This window comes from Dyadobacter sp. UC 10, from assembly GCF_008369915.1.
Taxonomy (GTDB): domain Bacteria; phylum Bacteroidota; class Bacteroidia; order Cytophagales; family Spirosomataceae; genus Dyadobacter.
On sequence record NZ_VSRN01000001.1, the window covers coordinates 6,392,432 to 6,410,531 of the forward strand.

The following is an 18,100-nucleotide window of genomic DNA, read 5'->3' on the forward strand; positions in this document are numbered from 1 at the left end:
TTTGAAAAACTTAATTTAAACATGCAGCTATGGACAAATTACTCTTATTTCCCAGTGCATTTAAAAGAAACGGCCTGCTGATGATCGCAGTCGGCATGGTTGGTTTGGCCGTGGCCAGTCAGGAAGGACTGATCAATGTATACCGGCTCCTGTTACCCGGCGACACCCTGTCCGACGGATCCTATCCCTACCCTTCCGATTTCTGGCAGAAAAACATAATTCTGGAATACACCTCGATTGCCCTGATGGTTTTGGGACTATTGTTCTTTTTTCTTTCAAAGGAGCGGGACGAATTTTTCTACAAGATCAGACTGGAATCTATCCAGTTCGCAATCCTATCGCAACTGCTGGTTGCAGGCCTGCTGTATTGTTTTTTCTATTTTTCAGGTAAATACCAGATGGAAAACACATTCACCGCAATTTTATCACTGAGCTTCGCAGGCTTCTGGATCACCTATATAGCGCGCTACTATTACATCGTTCGGTTTCGGGCCGAAAAAGACTCACTGAATTAACTGAACATTGAAAAATACGCTTCGTGTTGAAAGAGCGATCCTGCGTGTGACACAGGCAGAGCTGGCCGAAAAGGTGGGCGTATCGCGCCAGGCAATCAATTCTATTGAAACGGGTAAATATATTCCGTCGACTATCCTCGCTATTAAGCTTGCCCGGGTATTCGACAAATCCGTGGAGGACATTTTCATCATCGAGCCACAAGACTGATTAATCCTGTGGCTCGATAAAAAACTGATGTTGTTATTTAGCCGTCAATACATAATCCTCACCCGCTTCCGTCATGAAATCGAAAGCCGGCTTTGAATCAGTTTTTGCCTGACCTGAGGCAGTATGCAGCGTTTTGTAAAATGCATTTGCATTTGCGCCTGTTGCGGGTTTCAGTTTCTTTCCGCTCAGTTTCAAAGCATTTGGCACACTTATCCGGCAATTTCCGCCCAGTTTGGAACGTACGGTCAGCTTCGATACTTTGCCCTTTTCCCAGGCGATATCAAGCTCAAACCCGCCTCTTGCGCGCAGTCCCTTCACTTCGCCGGTTGTCCAGTCGTCCGGGATCGCAGCGAGGACATTGATCACTCCATCGTGGCTTTGCAGCAGCATTTCGGTAATCCCCGAAGTCCCGCCAAAATTCCCGTCGATCTGAAAAGGCGGGTGCGCGTCGAGCAGATTGGGATAGGTACCTCCCCCGTTTGCGTAATTTGTTCCTTCAACGCCTGTCAGTTTTAACTGCTCGCGAATGAGCTTATAAGCATGATTTCCGTCCAGCAGTCTTGCCCAGGTATTGATCTTCCAACCTTTGCTCCAACCGGTACCTCCGTCGCCCCGCAACTCCATGGTTCTGCGCGCTGCATTTGCATATGCAGGCGTATAAACCGGAGAAATCTGCCGACCTGGAAAAAGCCCGAACAGATGTGAAATGTGACGGTGCTCGGGTTCTGCTTCTTCCCAATCCTTGTACCATTCCTGCAAATTCCCCTTTTTACCAATCTGCATTGGAAACAATTTACTCCGCTTTTCAATGAGCAATTTCCTGAATTCGGCATCACTTCCGGTGCGTTCGGACGCTTCGATCAGATTGGTAAAAAGATCCCAAATGATAGCCATATCCATGGTTGTCGCGACAGATACCGAGCCTTTATAACCTTTTTCGTCAATGAAAATATTTTCAGGCGTCGTCGCCGGGGATGTTATGAGCTTTCCGTTTTTATCCTCGATAAGCCAGTCGAGGCAGAATAGCGCCGCAGACTTCATAAGTGGGTACGCTGTTTTTGTCAAAAATTCCTGGTCTCCCGTAAATTGATAATGCTCCCACAAATGCTGGCAGAGCCACGCCCCGCCCATCGGCCAGTTGGCCCACGAAGGACTTCCGCTGACGGGATCGGTCGTCGCCCAGATATCCGTATTATGGTGTAATGTCCAGCCTTTGGCCTTGTAAAAGTTCTTGGCAGCCTCCGTGCCCGTCACTTCGAGCTGGCTCACAAAATCAAGTAATGGCGTATGTAGTTCAGATAAATTGGCTGTTTCAACCATCCAGTAATTCATCTGGGTATTGATATTGGTCGTAAAATTACTGCTCCAAGGCGGACGTACCTGGTTGTTCCAGATTCCCTGCAAATTCGCGGGGATACCACCCGGCCGGGAACTGGAGATAAGCAAATATCTTCCAAACTGAAAGTAAAGTGATTCCAGTCCCGGATCTTTTGCGCCCTCGGTGTAATCTTTCAGGCGTTCATCCATGGGCTTGTCTGTCGCAGGATTTCCATTCAGATGAAGGCTCACGCGATCGAAAAATTGATGATAGTCTGCCGTGTGCGCGGTTTTGAGTGCATCGAAATTTTTCGCAGAGGCCTTTTCAAGATATTGTTCGTTAAGGGCGGTTTCGTTCTTTCCTTCCTTGTCCGGGCATTTGTCAAATCCATTGAAACTGGTTGCCGCGGAAAGCAAAATCACCACATTGCTGGCATTGCGAACATGTACGCCTGCGCTGTCCGTGGTAACTTCTCCGTCTGCCTCCTTCACTTTGACCCGCAACTCGAATCGCATTCCCTTGCATTTGGAAGGATCGTTATAGGTCACAGGAATTTCCATGGTCTGCATATAGCTGGGATCCGTATGCGCAGGCGCTTGGCCTTTCATCGCAAGCTGATCTTTCGCAATCGCTACGTTGGCGTGAACCAGCGGACTGCCTGTGGACGCAGTAAAGTTCAATGCCCCTTTTTTATTCGCTGTCAGTTTTATAACCATTACCTGGTCTGCTGCCGATATAAATATCTCCCTGCTGTAAGCTACGCCATCGATCGTGAAAGTTGTGGTTGAAACTGCATTGGAAATGTCCAGTTCGCGGCGGTATGCGGTTGGTGAACCGGATAATTCCTGCCTGATCATCAGGTCGCCCAGTGGTTCATACGATTCAGTAAATAACCCCTGAATTTTTTTAGTGAGCTCTTCTGCCAGTTTGTAATCCTCGTTTTCCAGCGCCTTTCTGACTTGTGGAAGATATTTGTAAGCCTCCGGGTTGGGGTTGTTATTCACAGGCCCTCCCGACCACAATGTTTCCTCATTCAGCTGGATCAGCTCTTCATTGACCCTTCCGAAAACCATCGCACCAATCCGTCCGTTTCCAACCGGCAAAGCCTCGTTCCAGTTTCGCGCGGGCTGTTTATACCATAGTTTAAGGTCTTGCTGGGCATTCACTTCCGTGAAATTCCCGGCTGCAAAAAGAGCGGTTATACTTAGCAGCAACCTGATTTTAGTCGCTTTTGACAGAAATAGTCTGAACATTTTTATTTTATTTAAAAGAAACGGAAAGTGCTTGCAAAGATTGATTTCTAAAAAATTCTATATCTCCCTTCCCCATCCAATTCACTTCCTGGAAGATATTCATCAGATCGGCCACGGTTTTCACCTCGCGTTTGTTAAGCGAGCGGATCACATCCCCTTTCTGTAATCCCGACCTCCCCAAAATGGTACCGCCCGGCAACGTTTCAACGATCACACCCTTTTCATCCGGAAGACCATAAGCCGACCTGTCACCCAAGCCTGCCACATTCCGTACCCTGCCGCCAAGCCACCCTATTTCATTTTTCGTCTGGCTGTCGGCAAAGCTGGTTATCTCCGGCAGCGGTACCATGGCCGCCTGCGATTTCAGCTCCGGCGAAACCACACCAAACTGATCCATTGGAAAATTGACAAACCCGACGGTCAGTGCGGGACTTCCCGGCTTGACCTGGTAATTTCCGGAAGCTGGATCGACGAACATCGGATCTCCCGCCAGGCTATGCAAATCGGTTTTGTTGCTATGCGCTTGTTCAAGTGCGTTTTGGTCAGGGAAAAAGTTATAATCTACCTCCTTACCCCATTCTTTTATCTGAATCGGGAAATATGGTTTAGTGACCACATTCTTGCGGAACACATCCCCGCTGTTTGCAAACCACACATGCGGATGAAAAGAATTGTTGATCATAATATTATTTTCAACGATCCTGTTAAACCCTTCCCGCAGTTTGAGACCACCGTTCAGACAAAGATTATTATAAATATGGTAGTTGCTGCTGCCATCGTCGAGATCGATGTCCCAGCCGTGATCGCAGCGGAAGCGGTTGTTAAGGATCACCGTGGTTTTAATGGCGTCAAGCCGGATCACCTCGGGATGATCTGCTGTCAACCGATCCATTAAACCACGGTCGGGGTGCCAGAAACGGTCCCTGCCCCAGGAATTGAAGGAGCCGTGATCGCCGGTTTCCAGTACGGTATTAAAAATGTCGTTGAACTCGATGATGTGCCCGCCCCAGGTCCCCTCGCTGATATTGATGCCCGCACGAGGGACATTGTAAATGGTGTTGTGACTTACGGTAATATCCATGCTCATGGAAATCTGTACCCCCGCAACCTGCTTTTCAACCTGCCCCAGCCCGTGCATCAGATTATTGTAAACCCTGCATCCGGAAGGGTGATTGTTGCTTTTTGGCCCCGGGCTCTTGTCGAGCTGCGCGTAAGGCACCGATTCATGATATTCAAAACTTGGCGAGCGCACAGCCGCGGGATCGCCGGCAAAGCAAACCGCGCTTGCTCCTATGTTCCGGAAATGGCAGCCCGAAACCTCGTTGTTTTTATTGTAGTTAGAAAAAAAGATACCATTGCCACCGATCGCATTGAAATCGCATTGTTTAACAGAACAATTTTCCGCACCCTCCATGACTACCACGGCGCCTCGATAAATCGCCCAGTCGCTTCGCAGCAGCGGCTCTTTCGTGTCCATAAAAGTGCGCAGGGTATGTGTCATTTCGAAACCCACCAGACTGATATTCTGCACCGGCACTTCCGCCGTGCCTCTGAATTCAAAAAGGTGACGGATTTGCGGAGCAAGTACTTTCACCTTTGAAAAATCGGTTCCGGCAGGCGCGTAGACGAAAAGTGTCCGCGTTTTTTTATCAAAATACCATTCGTTAATTGCGTCTAGTTCTTCCTGTACATTTTCGATGAAACGATATTTATCGTGCATCCCCATTTGCCGGTTATTCTGGTAGCCCCCCGACAACGTAAGAGTGCTGTCGGTAGGCTTTCCGATAACCTGGTAGTGGTAATCGCCCCATTCGTGCTTATGCATGGCGTGAACGTAAGCTCCTTCCGGATTTTTCCACGACCTGATCTTTTGGGGTGAAATAGCATCCGATGAAAAGCCGCCGAAGTGGCTGCTCGTAGAGTCGTAGTTTGGATAACGGGCCATTCTCAGCATTTTTCCATCCAAAAACAGCTGGTCATAAATGAGGGAAGCAGGTACCAGCGCTTTGCGGATATTGCCCTCACCTGCCGACCATTTCGCCACAATTTCCGTTGCGCCGCTGATTATCACCTTCTCGCCAGGAAAAGCTTTGAACACCACCTCCTGCCCATTTTTCCTTGTGTCCAGCGCGCCGAACACAATAGGCTTCGACAAGTAATATGTCCCCTGTCGCAAAAACACGGTGGTTTTCTCCGTTATGCTTCGAACTTTGTCGCGCGCGGCTTCTATCGTCGCAAGCGGCTTTTCCCGGGTACCCGGATTTTTATTATTTCCGCTTTTGGAAACATACAGCTCTGCCGCGCAGGCATTTATTGAAAGGAAAAGAATAAGTGTAAAAAACAGCAGTCCAGCGGGAAGGTTCAGGTGTCTTTTCATTTCTCCCTGCCATTTTGCGCCGTGGTTGCGCCTCTCAGGTACAAGCTTGTAATAGAACCTTCGGCACCCAGTAATTGTGTCGGGGTTCCTTCAAATACTACTGCTCCTCCCTTTGTTCCCCCGTCCGGGCCCATATCAATGATCCAGTCTGCATTCTTGATCACATCGAGATTGTGCTCGATGACGATCATGGTATTGCCCGAATCGACCAGCCGGTTCATAATCGCAAGCAGGTGCGTAATATCCGACATATGCAGACCTGTGGTAGGCTCGTCAAGCACATAAATGCCGCTTTTCTTATGCAACTCGCTGGCAAGCTTGATTCGCTGACATTCACCTCCTGACAAGGTACTGAGCGGCTGCCCCAATGTCAGGTAATCCAGTCCCACGTCGCTCATAGCCTGCAACTTGTTTCTGATATCTTTTTGTTTAAAGTAATCGAGGGACTGCAAAACAGTCAGTTCAAGTACATCTGAAATTGATTTACCATCGAGCTTGTAAGCGAGCACTTCTTCTTTAAACCGCTTGCCTTCGCAGATTTCGCAAGTTGTTTTGATCCCGTCCAGAAACGCGAGGTCTGTGTAGATTACCCCAAGCCCCTGGCAGTTTTCGCAGGCTCCCTGCGAATTGAAGCTGAACAACGACGCACTGACCCCGTTTTCTTTGGCAAAAGCCTTCCGCACATCATCCATTACGCCCGTGTAAGTTGCCGGGTTGGAGCGGGTGGAAGTCCCCACGGCCGATTGATCGATCACGATTGCTTTGGGGTGTTGTTTCAAAAATACGTGATTGATCAGTGAGCTTTTTCCCGAACCGGCCACACCTGTCACCACCGTAAGTACGCCTTCGGGAATATCCACACTCACATTCTGCAGATTGTTCACATTCGCCTTCTGTACCGGTAACTTGCCTGATGACTTTCTGCTGTGCTGCTTGACCGGCAGCGACTGTTTGATGTGCCGCCCTGTAAGTGTGTCGGCTCGCACCAGTTCGTCAAATGTGCCTTCAAAAACGATATTCCCACCCTTGCTTCCGGCGTGCGGACCTACGTCCACAATATGATCGGCCACTTTGATCACGTCCGGATCATGCTCGACTACAATCACGGTATTACCCTTGTCGCGGAGTTTCCGCAACAGCTCATTCAGCCGGTGCACGTCCCTCGGATGTAAGCCTACGCTCGGCTCATCGAAGATATACATGACATCTATCAGGCTGCTGCTCAAATGCTTGACCATTTTTACCCGCTGGGATTCTCCACCGGATAATGTACTCGTTTCCCTATCCAGGCTCAGGTAATCCAGGCCAATATCCACCAAATGCTGCAGCCTCTCCGACAGAGTTGCCACCATCGAAGCTGCTACCGGATCCTTGATATCATTAATCAGCGAAAGCAAAGTTGAAACTTCCAGTGCCGACATTTCGGCAATATTCATCCCTTTTATCCTACAACCCAAAGCAGCCTGGCTTAGCCTCGCACCTTTACACGCTGGGCAAGGTTTCAGGGCAATATAGGGAGCGACCATTTTTTGGGTGCGTTCCGAAAGTGTTTTAAGATCCCTTTTGATATACGACCTTTCAAATTTTTCAATAATCCCCAGGTAAGTCGCATTCATCGTACCGCCACCGATCTGCAGCTTGTACTTCAGATTCTTGCCGTACAGCAGCAGGTCCATTTCTTCCTCGGTAAAGTCCGACAGCTTTTTATCATTGTCAAAAAAACCGGAACTAGCGTAACTGCTTTTTTCCCAGGCAGCAAATACCGGAACCTGTACCGCACCTTCGTTCAGCGACTTGTCCATGTCCAGAAAAGAGTCGGTCAATACCCCCATTTTCCTTCCCAATCCATTACATTCGCTGCACATACCCTGCGGATCGTTGAATGAAAATGCATTTGAATTACCAATATGCGGGTCGCCGATCCTTGAAAAAAGCAGACGGAGCACAGGCGAAATGTCCGTGATCGTCCCCATTGTGGAATGCGAATTTCCGCCGAGCCGCCTTTGGTCCACCACGATGGCCATACTCAGATTTTCGATCGCGTCGGCATGTGGCTGGGCGTATTTAGGCAAAAAGTTGCGGATAAACATGCTGAAATTCTCATTGAGCTGCCGTTGTGCCTCGGTGGCTATTGTGTCAAAAACAATGGAGGATTTGCCGGAACCTGAAACGCCCGTGAAGATGGTAATCTTCCGTTTCGGGATACTCAATGATACATTTTTGAGATTATTCTCACGTGCTCCACGAATTTCAATGTACTCCTGAAACCTATTCATTTAATCGGCCGGTTGGTGTTAGAAATGATCTTTGCAGGCTTAAAAGGAAAGCAGCCGCCAAACTTCCTGAAATTTTTCTGAAATGATTGTAATAAAAGTAAGAAATTGAAAAACCTGTAAAAACAGGAAACGGCACGCGTAAAATCGCTGTTGCTTAAATAAGCGGCATCCGTTTTATAAAAATACCCGCATTCCACATTTTGTTAGCCGGCGTGTAACCCGGTATCAGCAATCTAAAATCCTTACTGCTACATATGAAATCAAAATTTTCTCTTCCGCTCTGGTCAATGGTCAGCCCCGTAATTGCCTGGGTGCTTTATTATCTCAATACATTCTTTGAGTTCGGCGGTGCGTACGAGATGCTGCTTGCCGTCGCCCTTATCTCCGTAGTTTTAGCTGCAGTGCATCATGCAGAAGTAATCGCCCACCGCGTAGGTGAACCCGCCGGGACACTGGTCCTGGCCGTTGCCATTACCATTATCGAAGTGGCATTGATAGTATCTCTCATGCTCGCAGGCGGGGCCGAAACTGCAGCGCTGGCGCGGGATACCGTATTTGCGGCAATTATGATCATTTTGACAGGCATCATCGGATTATGCCTGCTAGTGGGTGGATTTAAATACCAGGAGCAACATTTCGGCAGGTTCGGGGTCAGCGCCGCGCTTGTGACGCTTTCCGCCATATCGGTCCTCACGCTGGTATTGCCCAATTACACGACCAGCATGCCAGGTCCGGTGTATAATACCAGCCAGCTGATTTTTGTTGCTGTCATTTCCCTGGTGCTATACGGTACTTTTGTGATGGTACAAACGGTCAGGCACCGGGCTTATTTCCTGCCAGAAGATATTGACACCAAATCAGAAATCCACGTCGACCCTCCTACCAACAAAGTAACCACGCTGAGTACAGTTTTGCTGCTGGTTTGTCTTGTCGCGGTGGTTTTGCTTGCTAAAATGCTGGCCCCTACCATTGAAAAAGGAGTAGTAGACCTGGGAGCGCCTGAATCGCTGGTGGGCGTAATCGTTGCAGCTGTGATCCTGCTTCCCGAAGGAATGGCGGCGCTCAGGGCGGCAAAGAAAAATAAACTGCAGATCAGCCTGAATCTCGCATTGGGATCGGCCCTGGCAAGTATCGGGCTTACTATTCCCGTGGTGGCGGTTGTCTCGATCGTTACCGGATTAAACATCACATTGGGTATTGATACCAAATCTACTCTCCTGCTTATCCTGTCCCTTTTTACCGTCGTCCTCACTTTCGGTACAGGTCGTACCACTATTATGCAGGGCGTTGTATTACTGGTCCTGTTTGCTGTTTACCTGTTTACGACCATCGTACCGTAAATTCTGCATCTTAATTTGGTTTACCATTTTTATACTTGTAAATTTACAACTGTAAAAATAAAAATAAGAAAATGACTTACATCAGCGCACAGCCATTGTTCACCGATCAGTGGGACGATATCTGCTACCCGGTTAATCCAGTGTGGCTTTCGGACCTGCTGCCGGACTACGACATCACTGCGACGGACCGTCAGCAGCTGGTGGTTGGTGAGCCGGGCGGAGGAAGGAAAACCATTTTCGGTATACAGAGCGCAAATTATACGATCATTCCCAACACGGTGATCCGTGAGGTGATAGACCAGCTTTTTGGGAAAAATTACAAGCTTGAAATCAAACACACCACAACCGGTGAGTTCAGCATCAGTATCATCCTGCCGGAGGAACTTTTGGTGGGACAGGAGAAATTGCAGCGGAGTCTGATACTCACCAATAGCTATAATGGAAAAACGCCGTTTAGCATTCAGGGACAAACTTTTACGGCAATGCTCAGCCTGGCTGGCACGCCTGCAAGTAGCTTATACCGTGACATTTGCAAGAATGGCCTGATGGGCTGGGCGGATTCATTCGGCGGGATGAACGCTTACAGGGACTGGCTTTTTAAGCCACAGACAAAGGATAAAAAGCGCCGGGACACCGAAATGAAGGGGCAGCAAAAGGATTCTCAAAACAGCAGGGAGCTTCGAAAAATACACCAGAGCAAGCTGACACCCGCGCTTTTTCAGAAACAACTCTATGATGCGCTTTCAAACCAGATCAGGCCGGAACAGTCCCTGACTGCGACCATTTATGAGCGTTTCCAGGAGAAGACAGTAGCCAGGGCAGATGAAAACGTCCTCAAAAAACTGCCGATCCCGGTACAGCTGGCCAAGCAGGCCCAGGAACGGCTCCGGCTCGAAGAACGGTTGCTGGGGACAAGTACTTCATACTGGCTGATTTACAACGCTGTAAACCATGCTTTGTTCAATGCGCGAAGCAGCCTGACCCTCAACGACCGGTACAAGCTCGACGAACGTGTTTTTCACCAACTCGCGACCCAATCTTTCGCCTAAGCGGTTGATTTAGAAGAATTCCCGTAAATGCACAGCTTATTTAATGTAACACCAATTCATTTGCGATGCACTCACAACAAATTTCAAAGGGCCTGGCTTCCATTTTAAATGCATTGTCCAAAGTCGACGGCATGTTCCGGAACAAACAGTTTCAAAATGCCGGGGCAGCCAACAAGGTTGGCAACCAATCCGATCTGCCGGTATATGCGCATTTCATCCAGGAGAATATGCACATTCTTGGGCAAAATGCCGGTCTTCCGTTCAAATATGCCGGCCCGCAGCCTATCGTACTCAACGAGCTGACTGAAAGGAAGTTCTTAAACATTTTAAACCGCGTCGCGAATGGGCCGGCAGGGGTTTCCCGCCAGGAAAGGTTTTTTGTTCAGCAGGTTTGGTCCCTGATCGGTTCGAAACATTAAGCCAATTATCCCCGTCGCATTTGATCATTTTTTAACTCAATCAACTTTCCTCCCCTACCGACCTGCCGCTCCAAGCTGGCAGGCGGAAATTTTATTTTATAAACCGAACGAATATGGATAATCAAAAAAACCACGTCATACTTTGCGAAGACGACTTCCGTATGCTGAAACAGTTTGCCGAAAATTTTTCAGGCAGTAATGTGAATGAAATGTCCCTTTCCTATGAGCTCAACAGGGCGATCGTCGTTGAAAATGACGAATTGCCAGCAAAGAGTATCCGCCTCAATTCCCAGGTTATTGTGCGGGAACTCGCTACCAACAAGGTACTGGAGTTCTCGATCGTAATGCCTGCTTACGCTGATATCCGTGAAAAGAAAATATCGGTACTGACCCCGATGGGCGCCGCGCTGATCGGGCTTTGCAAGGGAGAAACAGTGGAATGGAAAATGCCTGCCGGCCTGAAAAAATTTGAAGTACTCGATGTAATTCAAAATGCAGCGCAATACGACCAGGCCTAGTTGCTATTCTTTTAACATTTAAACAAAACCAAATGAGCGCCGTGGTACCAGAAAGTGATAAGGAACGACGCCAGAACAATTTGCTCTTCGTGATGCTTTGCGCCCTGGCCCTGATCTCAGTTTACATTGTATTCTGCATACTGACGATCGTTTTTTAAAATTACCGGAATGGAAATACTGAATCAAATAGTCGACATTTTTTTACACCTGGACCAGCACCTGGGCCGGATTATTGAAGAGTATGGGGCTTTGACCTACATCATCCTGTTTATGATCATATTCGTCGAAACGGGTGTGGTAGTAATGCCTTTTTTACCGGGCGACTCATTGCTTTTTGCGGCAGGAATGATGGCTGCGAAGTACTCGGAGTCGCTCAATATCTGGCTGATCATCGGGCTGCTTCTGATTGCGGCCATCCTGGGGGATACTTGTAACTATTTGCTGGGAAAACGGTTTGGCGCGACCGCACTCCAGATGCGCATTTCCGGAAGACATATAATCAAACCCGAGCATGTGGCGCATACGCACAGCTTTTATGAGAAATACGGGCCATCGACCATTGTCATAGCGCGTTTTGTACCGATTGTGCGGACACTGGCGCCGTTTGTGGCAGGTATAGGTGTGATGGACTACCGTATTTTTTTCAAATACAATGTGATCGGGGGAATACTCTGGGTTTTCAGCCTGACGCTGGCCGGCTATTTTCTGGGCAGTATCCCACTGGTCAGGGACAATTTTGAAAAAGTGATCATGGGCATCATTCTCTTGTCCGTTTTACCGATAATCTGGCAGCTTGTAAAGAAAAATCTCAGTCCTGCCTGAGCACTAATTTCCGTTTAAACCCTGAACCGGCACCTGGTTCCTTCGCGGGAATTCAGGTGCTTTTTTTTCATCCGGGTAAAAAAAACCTTTAATTCGATTACCTTATGCCATTAAATAGAGACGCACATGAAAAAATGGACATTGTTTTTGCTGATTCTGGCAGCATGCTCCCAGAGCTGTGGCTATAAAGAAAGGGAGGAAAAACTGACCCTGCGTGAACAGCAAATTGCAAAAACAGAACAAAAACTGATGCAATGGGAACAGCAGCTGACCGTGTGGGAAAAGGAATTGCAGGAGAAGAAGAAAAAGCAGCAGGAAGATTCCACAGCCATCACCGACTCGCTGCATGCCCAGCCGGTTACCGGTAAATGGGTCGTGAAAATGCGGTGCACGGAGACCAATTGCAGCGGCTCGGCAATCGGGGATTCTAAAACTGAAACCTGGGAAATTACGTATAGTAACAAGGGAATTGTCGTCAATGCTTTTGCCGGGAACGAACTCTCACGCATTTATAACGGTTCTTTTTCCCAAACCCAGCTGGAAGCCACAAACGGCCAGCCGGGATCCGAATCGGTGATGCGTGTGATATTGGAACTTAAAGAAAATAAAATGGAAGGTACCAGGGTAGTAGAGCGCACAGATTGTAAAATTCGCTACTCCCTCACGGCCGAAAGGCCGAAATAAGCTAAACATGTGCGTATGATTTCTTTGCTTTTAGTCGACCTTTCACTGCCCCTTAAAAACCCGGTCATCATCTTCTCGGTGGTGCTTTTTATCATTCTTTTTGCCCCTATTCTTTTCAACCGGATCAAAGTACCGCACATTATCGGCCTGATCATTTCGGGGATGATCGTGGGCCCCTACGGATTGAACCTGCTGAGCCGCGATAGCAGCATCGTACTGTTCGGGACGGTGGGCTTGCTTTATATTATGTTCCTGGCCGGACTCGAAATCGATCTGGCGGAGTTCAGAAAAAACCGTAATAAAATCGTCGTTTTTGGACTTTTAACGTTTGTGCTGCCGCTCGTTTCGGGCACACTGGCGAGTTACTATATACTGGGTTACGGCTTTCTCTCCTCTCTGCTGCTGGCCAGTATGTTCTCAACCCACACGCTGGTCTCCTATCCGATCGCGAGTAAGTACGGCGTGACCCGCAACCGGGCGATCAATATGACTGTCGGCGGCACGATGATCACCGATATTCTCGCACTTTTAATCCTCGCCGGAGTGGCCGGAATGTCCAAGGGGGACGTTTCACCGGCATTCTGGTTTCGGCTCGGGTTTTCTTTTATCGTCTTTGTCGCGGTCGTCCTTTTGCTTTTCCCTGTTATCTGCCGGTGGTTTTTCAAGCGTTTTGACGATAGTATCTCGCAATACATATTCGTGCTGGCGATGGTCTTTCTTGCCTCTTTCCTTGCTGAGCTCGCGGGGGTCGAGGCCATTATCGGCGCGTTTTTTTCGGGACTTGTATTGAACCGGTTCGTTCCGCATTCTTCCCCTCTGAATAACCGGATCGATTTTGTAGGTAATGCGTTATTCATCCCATTCTTCCTGATCAGCGTAGGGATGCTGGTGGATATCAGTGTTTTGTTCAAAGGCTGGGGCGCATTTAAGGTAGCTGGCGTAATCCTGGTCGTCGCACTCGCAAGTAAATATCTTGCTGCATGGCTTACGCAAAAAATATTCAGGCTTTCGGCTGATGAAGGTTTGATGATCTTTGGTTTGAGCGCCTCGCACGCAGCCGCTACCCTGGCCATCATTCTAGTGGGATACAATATTATAGTAGGCGAATCGGCACTGGGTGAGCCGATCCGTCTCCTGGATGAGGACGTTCTGAATGGTACGATCGTATTGATCCTGGTGAGCTGCGGCGTAAGCTCGTTTGTTGTAGAAAAAGCTTCGAAAAAACTGGCGCTGTTGCAGGAAGAGGAAGTTTCCGAGGATTCCAGCTCTGATACCGACGAGAAAATACTAGTCTCCCTGTCCTATCCGGACATGATTGCAGATATGGTCGATTTCGGGATTATGCTGAAAATGAAACAGAGTGCCGTGCCACTTTACGGACTGCATATTGTAACTGACGAAGACCAGAAGCATGACTCGGCTTCGCACGGCAAAAAAATACTTAATAAAGCCGTAGAGCACGCGAGCGCATCCGAAAACACCTTGATACCCCTCACCCGCTACGACGCCAATATCAGCAATGGCATCACCTACACTATTAAAGAACAGCATATTACCGACGTGGTGATCGGGCTGCACCAGGATACAGACCATAAAACCTTTCTTGGCCCGAAAATCGAAAATATCGTTAAACGGATTTTTGAAACGATTTATATATACAAACCGGCCCAGCCGTTCAATACACTCACCAGGATCGTGGTAGCTGTACCGCCGGCTGCCAGCACCGAGCCGGGATTTTTGCACTGGCTCAGCAAGCTGGTATCGTTCGGGAAAATGAGTTCATTGCCCATTCATTTCTACGCGTCGGCTCAGACGATTAAAGCTACCAAAAGCATTATTTCGCGAAAAAGCGGAACGGTCGAAGCGCAATTCAGCATTTTCAACGAGTGGGACGATTTTCTGATTTTTTCGCGAGAATTAAAAATAAACGACCTTTTCGTGATTATTTCCGCAAGAAAAGCCTCGCCCTCCTACCTTCCCCAATTGGAGAAGCTGCCGTATTACCTGTCCCACTATTTCCACCAGCAGAGCCTGATCCTGATCTATCCGAAACAGCTTGAATCAGGTATTAACATGAGTGATATCGAGCAGGCAGACAGTGCGCTTATCGAAACGCTGTCGGACAAGCTGGGGTCGCTGGGTAAGGCGGCCAGGTACCTGCGGCGGATGCTGGGAGATAAATAAGCAGCCTAGAATGGGTACTGTCAATACACCACAAAATTTTCATACACCTGCTGACCAGGCATTCGATAATAAAACCACATCGGTTTAAAAGTAAAAGTATACGTAACCTCTCCCAGCTTAGGATCGTTTTCCTTCGAAATAAATTTCAGCGATGGAGGTATTCCATCCGTTTTCGGATCGTAAGTCGGCACAAGATTAAAGCCCTCCGGATCGAGATAAGCTGTTTGGTTGTCGCGAAGCATTGGAAAGTACGACGATGTTCCCTTAAATTTTAACAACATCGTGCCTTTTGCATCGTCCCAACTGTGGCTGATATTCGTCGGAAGTGCAATCCGGGTGTTCAGGGTGAACGCTCTTGCGGTTGGTGGAATGGTGTCGTTTGTGATGGCCGAGCCTCCGTAAAAATTGACGAAGTCCTCAGAAAACACTAAAAACACGTTTTCTCGGTAAGTAATGTACTTCGGATCGAGCATCAGATCCTCAGTGCCGCTACTGCTTTCGCGGGTGGCCGCCGCTATATACAAAGGTTTCCTGCCTAAGAGATCAAGCACTTCGTCCTTGTCAAGCTTTGTGTCCCGGGTCTCCTCCTTGCCCACCTCCATATTCGAGCAGGAGCCGGCAAAAAGTGCGAAAACTATTAAATGGGTAAGTAAAAGGTACTTTCTCATGCCGATAGATTTTTTGTTGAATTACCTTGAAATACCAGGACACATTTCCACTTCGGAACGCTGCCTGGAAAAGACATTATATTTTCTATTTTATAGGGATCACTTGTAATAACTTAATGGGAGACCGGCCTGGAAAAAGATTACCAATGGTCGTTTATTCAAAAAGTCAGTCACATTAAGAAGCCGGAAATAGTATGTCATTATATTTAGTACAATTTTATATGCATGGCAGAAATAAATAACTCCTCCGGCTACATTTGGAAGCGGTTCAGTTTAAACAGCTTTTCGGCTGTCGATTATCTTTTCGCATCTGCATTCACCCTCTATCTGGCCCTTGAAATGTATTACCTCTGCTTTCGGCAGGTCAGTCATTTCACAGATCTTTCTCTTTATTACGGGAGTGCCTCTAAAATACTCGACGGGCAGGTTCCTTACCGGGATTTTCATATCGAATACCCCATCCTGGCATTGATTCCGGTTGTCGTGCCCGAAGTTCTTAACCGCATTTTTTACGATACGATTGACGGCTACATATTTTGGTTTGCAGCACAAAATATCTCGCTGGGCGTGGCGGGAGGTTATCTGATTTCCAATATAGTCCCGGATAACCGCAAGCCGGTCGCGATCTGGTATTTTGGTTTGTTAATCATATCACTTCCCATCTTCCTGTTCCGTTTCGACCCGTTTACTGCCTTCTTAACCGCGGTATCACTCCGCTATTTAATTACGCGGCCATTTGTTTCCGGTTCGGCAATGATGGTTTCCATCGCGGCCAAATTGTATGCGCTGGTTATGATACCTTTTTTGGGATTATATTATCTGTTAAATAAATATTACAAAAAGCTGCTCATGCATGCAGCCGGTTTTGTGTCAATTCTTCTGATCATATTGGCTGCGTTTTTATGGATTGGAAGCAATGCGATAGATGATTTTCTGAGTAGCCATTTATTAAGAGGCATACACCTTGAAAGTGTCGCCGGGGGAATATTGCTGCTGTTTCAAAAAGCAGGTTTCACAGCTATTCATGTGGTGCACAATTATGGTGCGCTGCATCTGGAAAGTAGCTGGTCGGCATATGCTTTGCAAGCTGTCAAGGTGCTCACGCCGTTGGCATTTTTTTTGGGGCTTTGCTTTATAGTCCGGATTTTCTGGATGCAATCAAAACAGCAGGGGCAAATTGCTATACAAACTTTAATACTGGCTTTTACCGTTCAGCTGCTTCTGTTCATTCTGCTAAACAAAGTATTTTCTCCACAGTACCTGGTCTGGCTGCTGCCTTTGATTCCTTTCTGCAAAAAGAAAAACCGACTGATTTTTGCGCTTGCATGCATGTTGACGGTGATCATATTCCCGGGCCATTATGATGATCTGATCAGGATGAAAATGCCCATGATACTGATATTGAACCTTCGTAATACCCTGCTGATCTGGCTTTTGATTGAGACGATAAGGGATTTAAATACGAGTATAAGTCAGGCTCATTCAGCCTGATATCTGACAAACGATCAATGCCATTTTCAAATCATAGACTGACTTCTGAGACAGGATTGTAAATAAATTCCGAAAAAATTTGCGAAGTCAAATGGCTACACATATATTCGTAGCCAAATAACTACATAATGAATTTAAGAAGAGACGTTTTTCAAGCCATCGCCGACCCCACCAGGAGGGCAATTTTGATACTCCTGACGTCGCAGGGCATGACAGCAGGCGCAATTGCGTCCAATTTCGAAACGGCAAGACCTACCGTTTCAAAACATTTGCAGATACTTACGGAATGCGAGTTGCTTCAACAGGAACAAAGCGGCCGGGAAGTCTACTACCACCTTAATGCAAAAAAGATGAAGGAAATAGCCGATTTCATCGAACCATTCCGCAACATGTGGGACGATCGTTTCAATAAACTGGAAGCGATCATGAAGAGTTATAAATTAGGAGACTAGGCCTGACCAATCGCAAAAATTAACACCAAACCAGCGAAATATGGAAAGAAAAACAAAAGTGCATGCCGAAGAAGGCAAACAGGAAATTGTAATTACTAGAGAGTTTGATCTGCCCCTGGCGCTACTGTTTAAGGCTTATGTTGAGCCGGATATTGTGTCGCAATGGATGGGAACGAAGGTTCTGAAACTCGAAAATAAGAAGCACGGCGCTTATCAGTTCGAAACTTCCGATCCGCAGGGAAATGTGATGGTCCGCATGAACGGGGTTTTCCCTGAATTTATCCCCGACCAAAAAATCACGCGCACATTTGAAATGGAAAATACGCCCGCTTCGGCGATCCGATTCGCTGTGCAACTTGAATTTTTAGAATTTGAAAAAATAACAGCAGATACCAGTAAACTGACCATGCAAATCGTGTATAAATCGGTAGAACTCAGGGATCAGATGTTAAAAATGCCTTTTGCACAGGGTCTTAATATGGCACACAACAGACTACAGCAAATCCTGAACAATTTAAAATAAACG

At 47.5% G+C, this 18,100-nt stretch carries 17 protein-coding genes; 13 read left to right on the forward strand and 4 right to left on the reverse strand.

What is annotated here, in order from left to right:
* Window positions 1-29 precede the first annotated feature (29 nt).
* Together FXO21_RS26390 and FXO21_RS26395 are read left to right on the forward strand one after the other, a co-directional pair.
* The gene (locus FXO21_RS26390; RefSeq protein WP_149642894.1) at window positions 30-515 is read left to right on the forward strand and encodes a hypothetical protein; all 486 of its coding nucleotides are present in this window, start codon (window positions 30-32) and stop codon (window positions 513-515) included.
* Between the two features lie 7 nt (window positions 516-522).
* The gene (locus FXO21_RS26395; RefSeq protein WP_149642895.1) at window positions 523-723 is read left to right on the forward strand and encodes a helix-turn-helix transcriptional regulator; all 201 of its coding nucleotides are present in this window, start codon (window positions 523-525) and stop codon (window positions 721-723) included.
* A 33-nt stretch (window positions 724-756) separates the two neighbouring features.
* On the opposite strand, the gene FXO21_RS26400 is transcribed toward FXO21_RS26395, so the two are convergent.
* The 3 genes from FXO21_RS26400 to FXO21_RS26410 are packed head-to-tail and all read right to left on the reverse strand — an operon-like array spanning window position 757 to window position 7,947.
* Window positions 757-3,294, reverse strand: a complete 2,538-nt coding sequence (locus tag FXO21_RS26400; protein WP_149642896.1) for a glycoside hydrolase family 95 protein — start codon at window positions 3,292-3,294, stop codon at window positions 757-759.
* Between the two features lie 7 nt (window positions 3,295-3,301).
* Window positions 3,302-5,671: a PDZ domain-containing protein gene (locus FXO21_RS26405; protein ID WP_149642897.1), complete on the reverse strand. Its 2,370-nt coding sequence runs from the start codon at window positions 5,669-5,671 to the stop codon at window positions 3,302-3,304.
* A complete protein-coding gene (locus FXO21_RS26410; RefSeq protein WP_149642898.1) occupies window positions 5,668-7,947 on the reverse strand; it encodes an ATP-binding cassette domain-containing protein in 2,280 nt (759 codons plus the stop codon). Before FXO21_RS26410 ends, FXO21_RS26405 begins: the two co-directional genes overlap by 4 nt.
* A gap of 254 nt (window positions 7,948-8,201) precedes the next feature.
* On the opposite strand from FXO21_RS26410, the gene FXO21_RS26415 reads away from it, so the two are divergent.
* From FXO21_RS26415 to FXO21_RS26445, 8 genes are all read left to right on the forward strand, one after another.
* Window positions 8,202-9,287 (forward strand): calcium:proton antiporter, encoded by a 1,086-nt coding sequence (locus FXO21_RS26415; RefSeq protein ID WP_149642899.1) that lies wholly within the window; start codon window positions 8,202-8,204, stop codon window positions 9,285-9,287.
* Between the two features lie 71 nt (window positions 9,288-9,358).
* Entirely contained in the window at window positions 9,359-10,336 is a 978-nt protein-coding gene (locus tag FXO21_RS26420) for a hypothetical protein (protein ID WP_149642900.1), read from the forward strand.
* Window positions 10,337-10,401: 65 nt separating this feature from the next.
* Window positions 10,402-10,755 carry a hypothetical protein gene (locus tag FXO21_RS26425; RefSeq protein ID WP_149642901.1) on the forward strand — a complete coding sequence of 118 codons (354 nt, stop codon included), beginning with the start codon at window positions 10,402-10,404 and terminating at the stop codon, window positions 10,753-10,755.
* A 113-nt stretch (window positions 10,756-10,868) separates the two neighbouring features.
* Window positions 10,869-11,273 carry a GreA/GreB family elongation factor gene (locus FXO21_RS26430; protein ID WP_149642902.1) on the forward strand — a complete coding sequence of 135 codons (405 nt, stop codon included), beginning with the start codon at window positions 10,869-10,871 and terminating at the stop codon, window positions 11,271-11,273.
* Window positions 11,274-11,305: 32 nt separating this feature from the next.
* Window positions 11,306-11,431, forward strand: coding sequence for a hypothetical protein (locus FXO21_RS29120; protein WP_255486831.1), 126 nt, complete (start codon window positions 11,306-11,308; stop codon window positions 11,429-11,431).
* 10 nt (window positions 11,432-11,441) lie between these two features.
* Window positions 11,442-12,095, forward strand: a complete 654-nt coding sequence (locus FXO21_RS26435) for a DedA family protein (RefSeq protein WP_149642903.1) — start codon at window positions 11,442-11,444, stop codon at window positions 12,093-12,095.
* A gap of 126 nt (window positions 12,096-12,221) precedes the next feature.
* A complete protein-coding gene (locus FXO21_RS26440) occupies window positions 12,222-12,779 on the forward strand; it encodes a hypothetical protein (protein ID WP_149642904.1) in 558 nt (185 codons plus the stop codon).
* A gap of 15 nt (window positions 12,780-12,794) precedes the next feature.
* Window positions 12,795-14,963, forward strand: a complete 2,169-nt coding sequence (locus FXO21_RS26445; protein ID WP_149642905.1) for a cation:proton antiporter — start codon at window positions 12,795-12,797, stop codon at window positions 14,961-14,963.
* A gap of 20 nt (window positions 14,964-14,983) precedes the next feature.
* Here FXO21_RS26445 and FXO21_RS26450 read toward each other — a convergent pair whose 3' ends face one another.
* Window positions 14,984-15,631: a hypothetical protein gene (locus FXO21_RS26450; protein ID WP_149642906.1), complete on the reverse strand. Its 648-nt coding sequence runs from the start codon at window positions 15,629-15,631 to the stop codon at window positions 14,984-14,986.
* Between the two features lie 225 nt (window positions 15,632-15,856).
* Between FXO21_RS26450 and FXO21_RS26455 the strand changes: the two genes are divergently transcribed.
* The 3 genes from FXO21_RS26455 to FXO21_RS26465 all read left to right on the forward strand — a co-directional run bounded on the left by FXO21_RS26455 (window position 15,857) and on the right by FXO21_RS26465 (window position 18,097).
* Window positions 15,857-17,122: a hypothetical protein gene (locus FXO21_RS26455; protein WP_149642907.1), complete on the forward strand. Its 1,266-nt coding sequence runs from the start codon at window positions 15,857-15,859 to the stop codon at window positions 17,120-17,122.
* A gap of 128 nt (window positions 17,123-17,250) precedes the next feature.
* Entirely contained in the window at window positions 17,251-17,574 is a 324-nt protein-coding gene (locus FXO21_RS26460) for an ArsR/SmtB family transcription factor (protein WP_149642908.1), read from the forward strand.
* Between the two features lie 40 nt (window positions 17,575-17,614).
* Window positions 17,615-18,097, forward strand: coding sequence for an SRPBCC domain-containing protein (locus FXO21_RS26465; protein ID WP_149642909.1), 483 nt, complete (start codon window positions 17,615-17,617; stop codon window positions 18,095-18,097).
* Window positions 18,098-18,100: the final 3 nt, after the last annotated feature.

Bases quoted from the DNA above. Each gene is read 5' to 3' on its own strand.
- FXO21_RS26390 (WP_149642894.1), top strand. From the start codon at position 30: ATGGACAAATTACTCTTATTTCCCAGTGCATTTAAAAGAAACGGCCTG.
- FXO21_RS26400 (WP_149642896.1), bottom strand. From the start codon at position 3,294: ATGTTCAGACTATTTCTGTCAAAAGCGACTAAAATCAGGTTGCTGCTA.
- FXO21_RS26405 (WP_149642897.1), bottom strand. From the start codon at position 5,671: ATGAAAAGACACCTGAACCTTCCCGCTGGACTGCTGTTTTTTACACTT.
- FXO21_RS26410 (WP_149642898.1), bottom strand. From the start codon at position 7,947: ATGAATAGGTTTCAGGAGTACATTGAAATTCGTGGAGCACGTGAGAAT.
- FXO21_RS26415 (WP_149642899.1), top strand. From the start codon at position 8,202: ATGAAATCAAAATTTTCTCTTCCGCTCTGGTCAATGGTCAGCCCCGTA.
- FXO21_RS26420 (WP_149642900.1), top strand. From the start codon at position 9,359: ATGACTTACATCAGCGCACAGCCATTGTTCACCGATCAGTGGGACGAT.
- FXO21_RS26425 (WP_149642901.1), top strand. From the start codon at position 10,402: ATGCACTCACAACAAATTTCAAAGGGCCTGGCTTCCATTTTAAATGCA.
- FXO21_RS26430 (WP_149642902.1), top strand. From the start codon at position 10,869: ATGGATAATCAAAAAAACCACGTCATACTTTGCGAAGACGACTTCCGT.
- FXO21_RS29120 (WP_255486831.1), top strand. From the start codon at position 11,306: ATGAGCGCCGTGGTACCAGAAAGTGATAAGGAACGACGCCAGAACAAT.
- FXO21_RS26435 (WP_149642903.1), top strand. From the start codon at position 11,442: ATGGAAATACTGAATCAAATAGTCGACATTTTTTTACACCTGGACCAG.
- FXO21_RS26440 (WP_149642904.1), top strand. From the start codon at position 12,222: ATGAAAAAATGGACATTGTTTTTGCTGATTCTGGCAGCATGCTCCCAG.
- FXO21_RS26445 (WP_149642905.1), top strand. From the start codon at position 12,795: ATGATTTCTTTGCTTTTAGTCGACCTTTCACTGCCCCTTAAAAACCCG.
- FXO21_RS26450 (WP_149642906.1), bottom strand. From the start codon at position 15,631: ATGAGAAAGTACCTTTTACTTACCCATTTAATAGTTTTCGCACTTTTT.
- FXO21_RS26455 (WP_149642907.1), top strand. From the start codon at position 15,857: ATGGCAGAAATAAATAACTCCTCCGGCTACATTTGGAAGCGGTTCAGT.
- FXO21_RS26460 (WP_149642908.1), top strand. From the start codon at position 17,251: ATGAATTTAAGAAGAGACGTTTTTCAAGCCATCGCCGACCCCACCAGG.
- FXO21_RS26465 (WP_149642909.1), top strand. From the start codon at position 17,615: ATGGAAAGAAAAACAAAAGTGCATGCCGAAGAAGGCAAACAGGAAATT.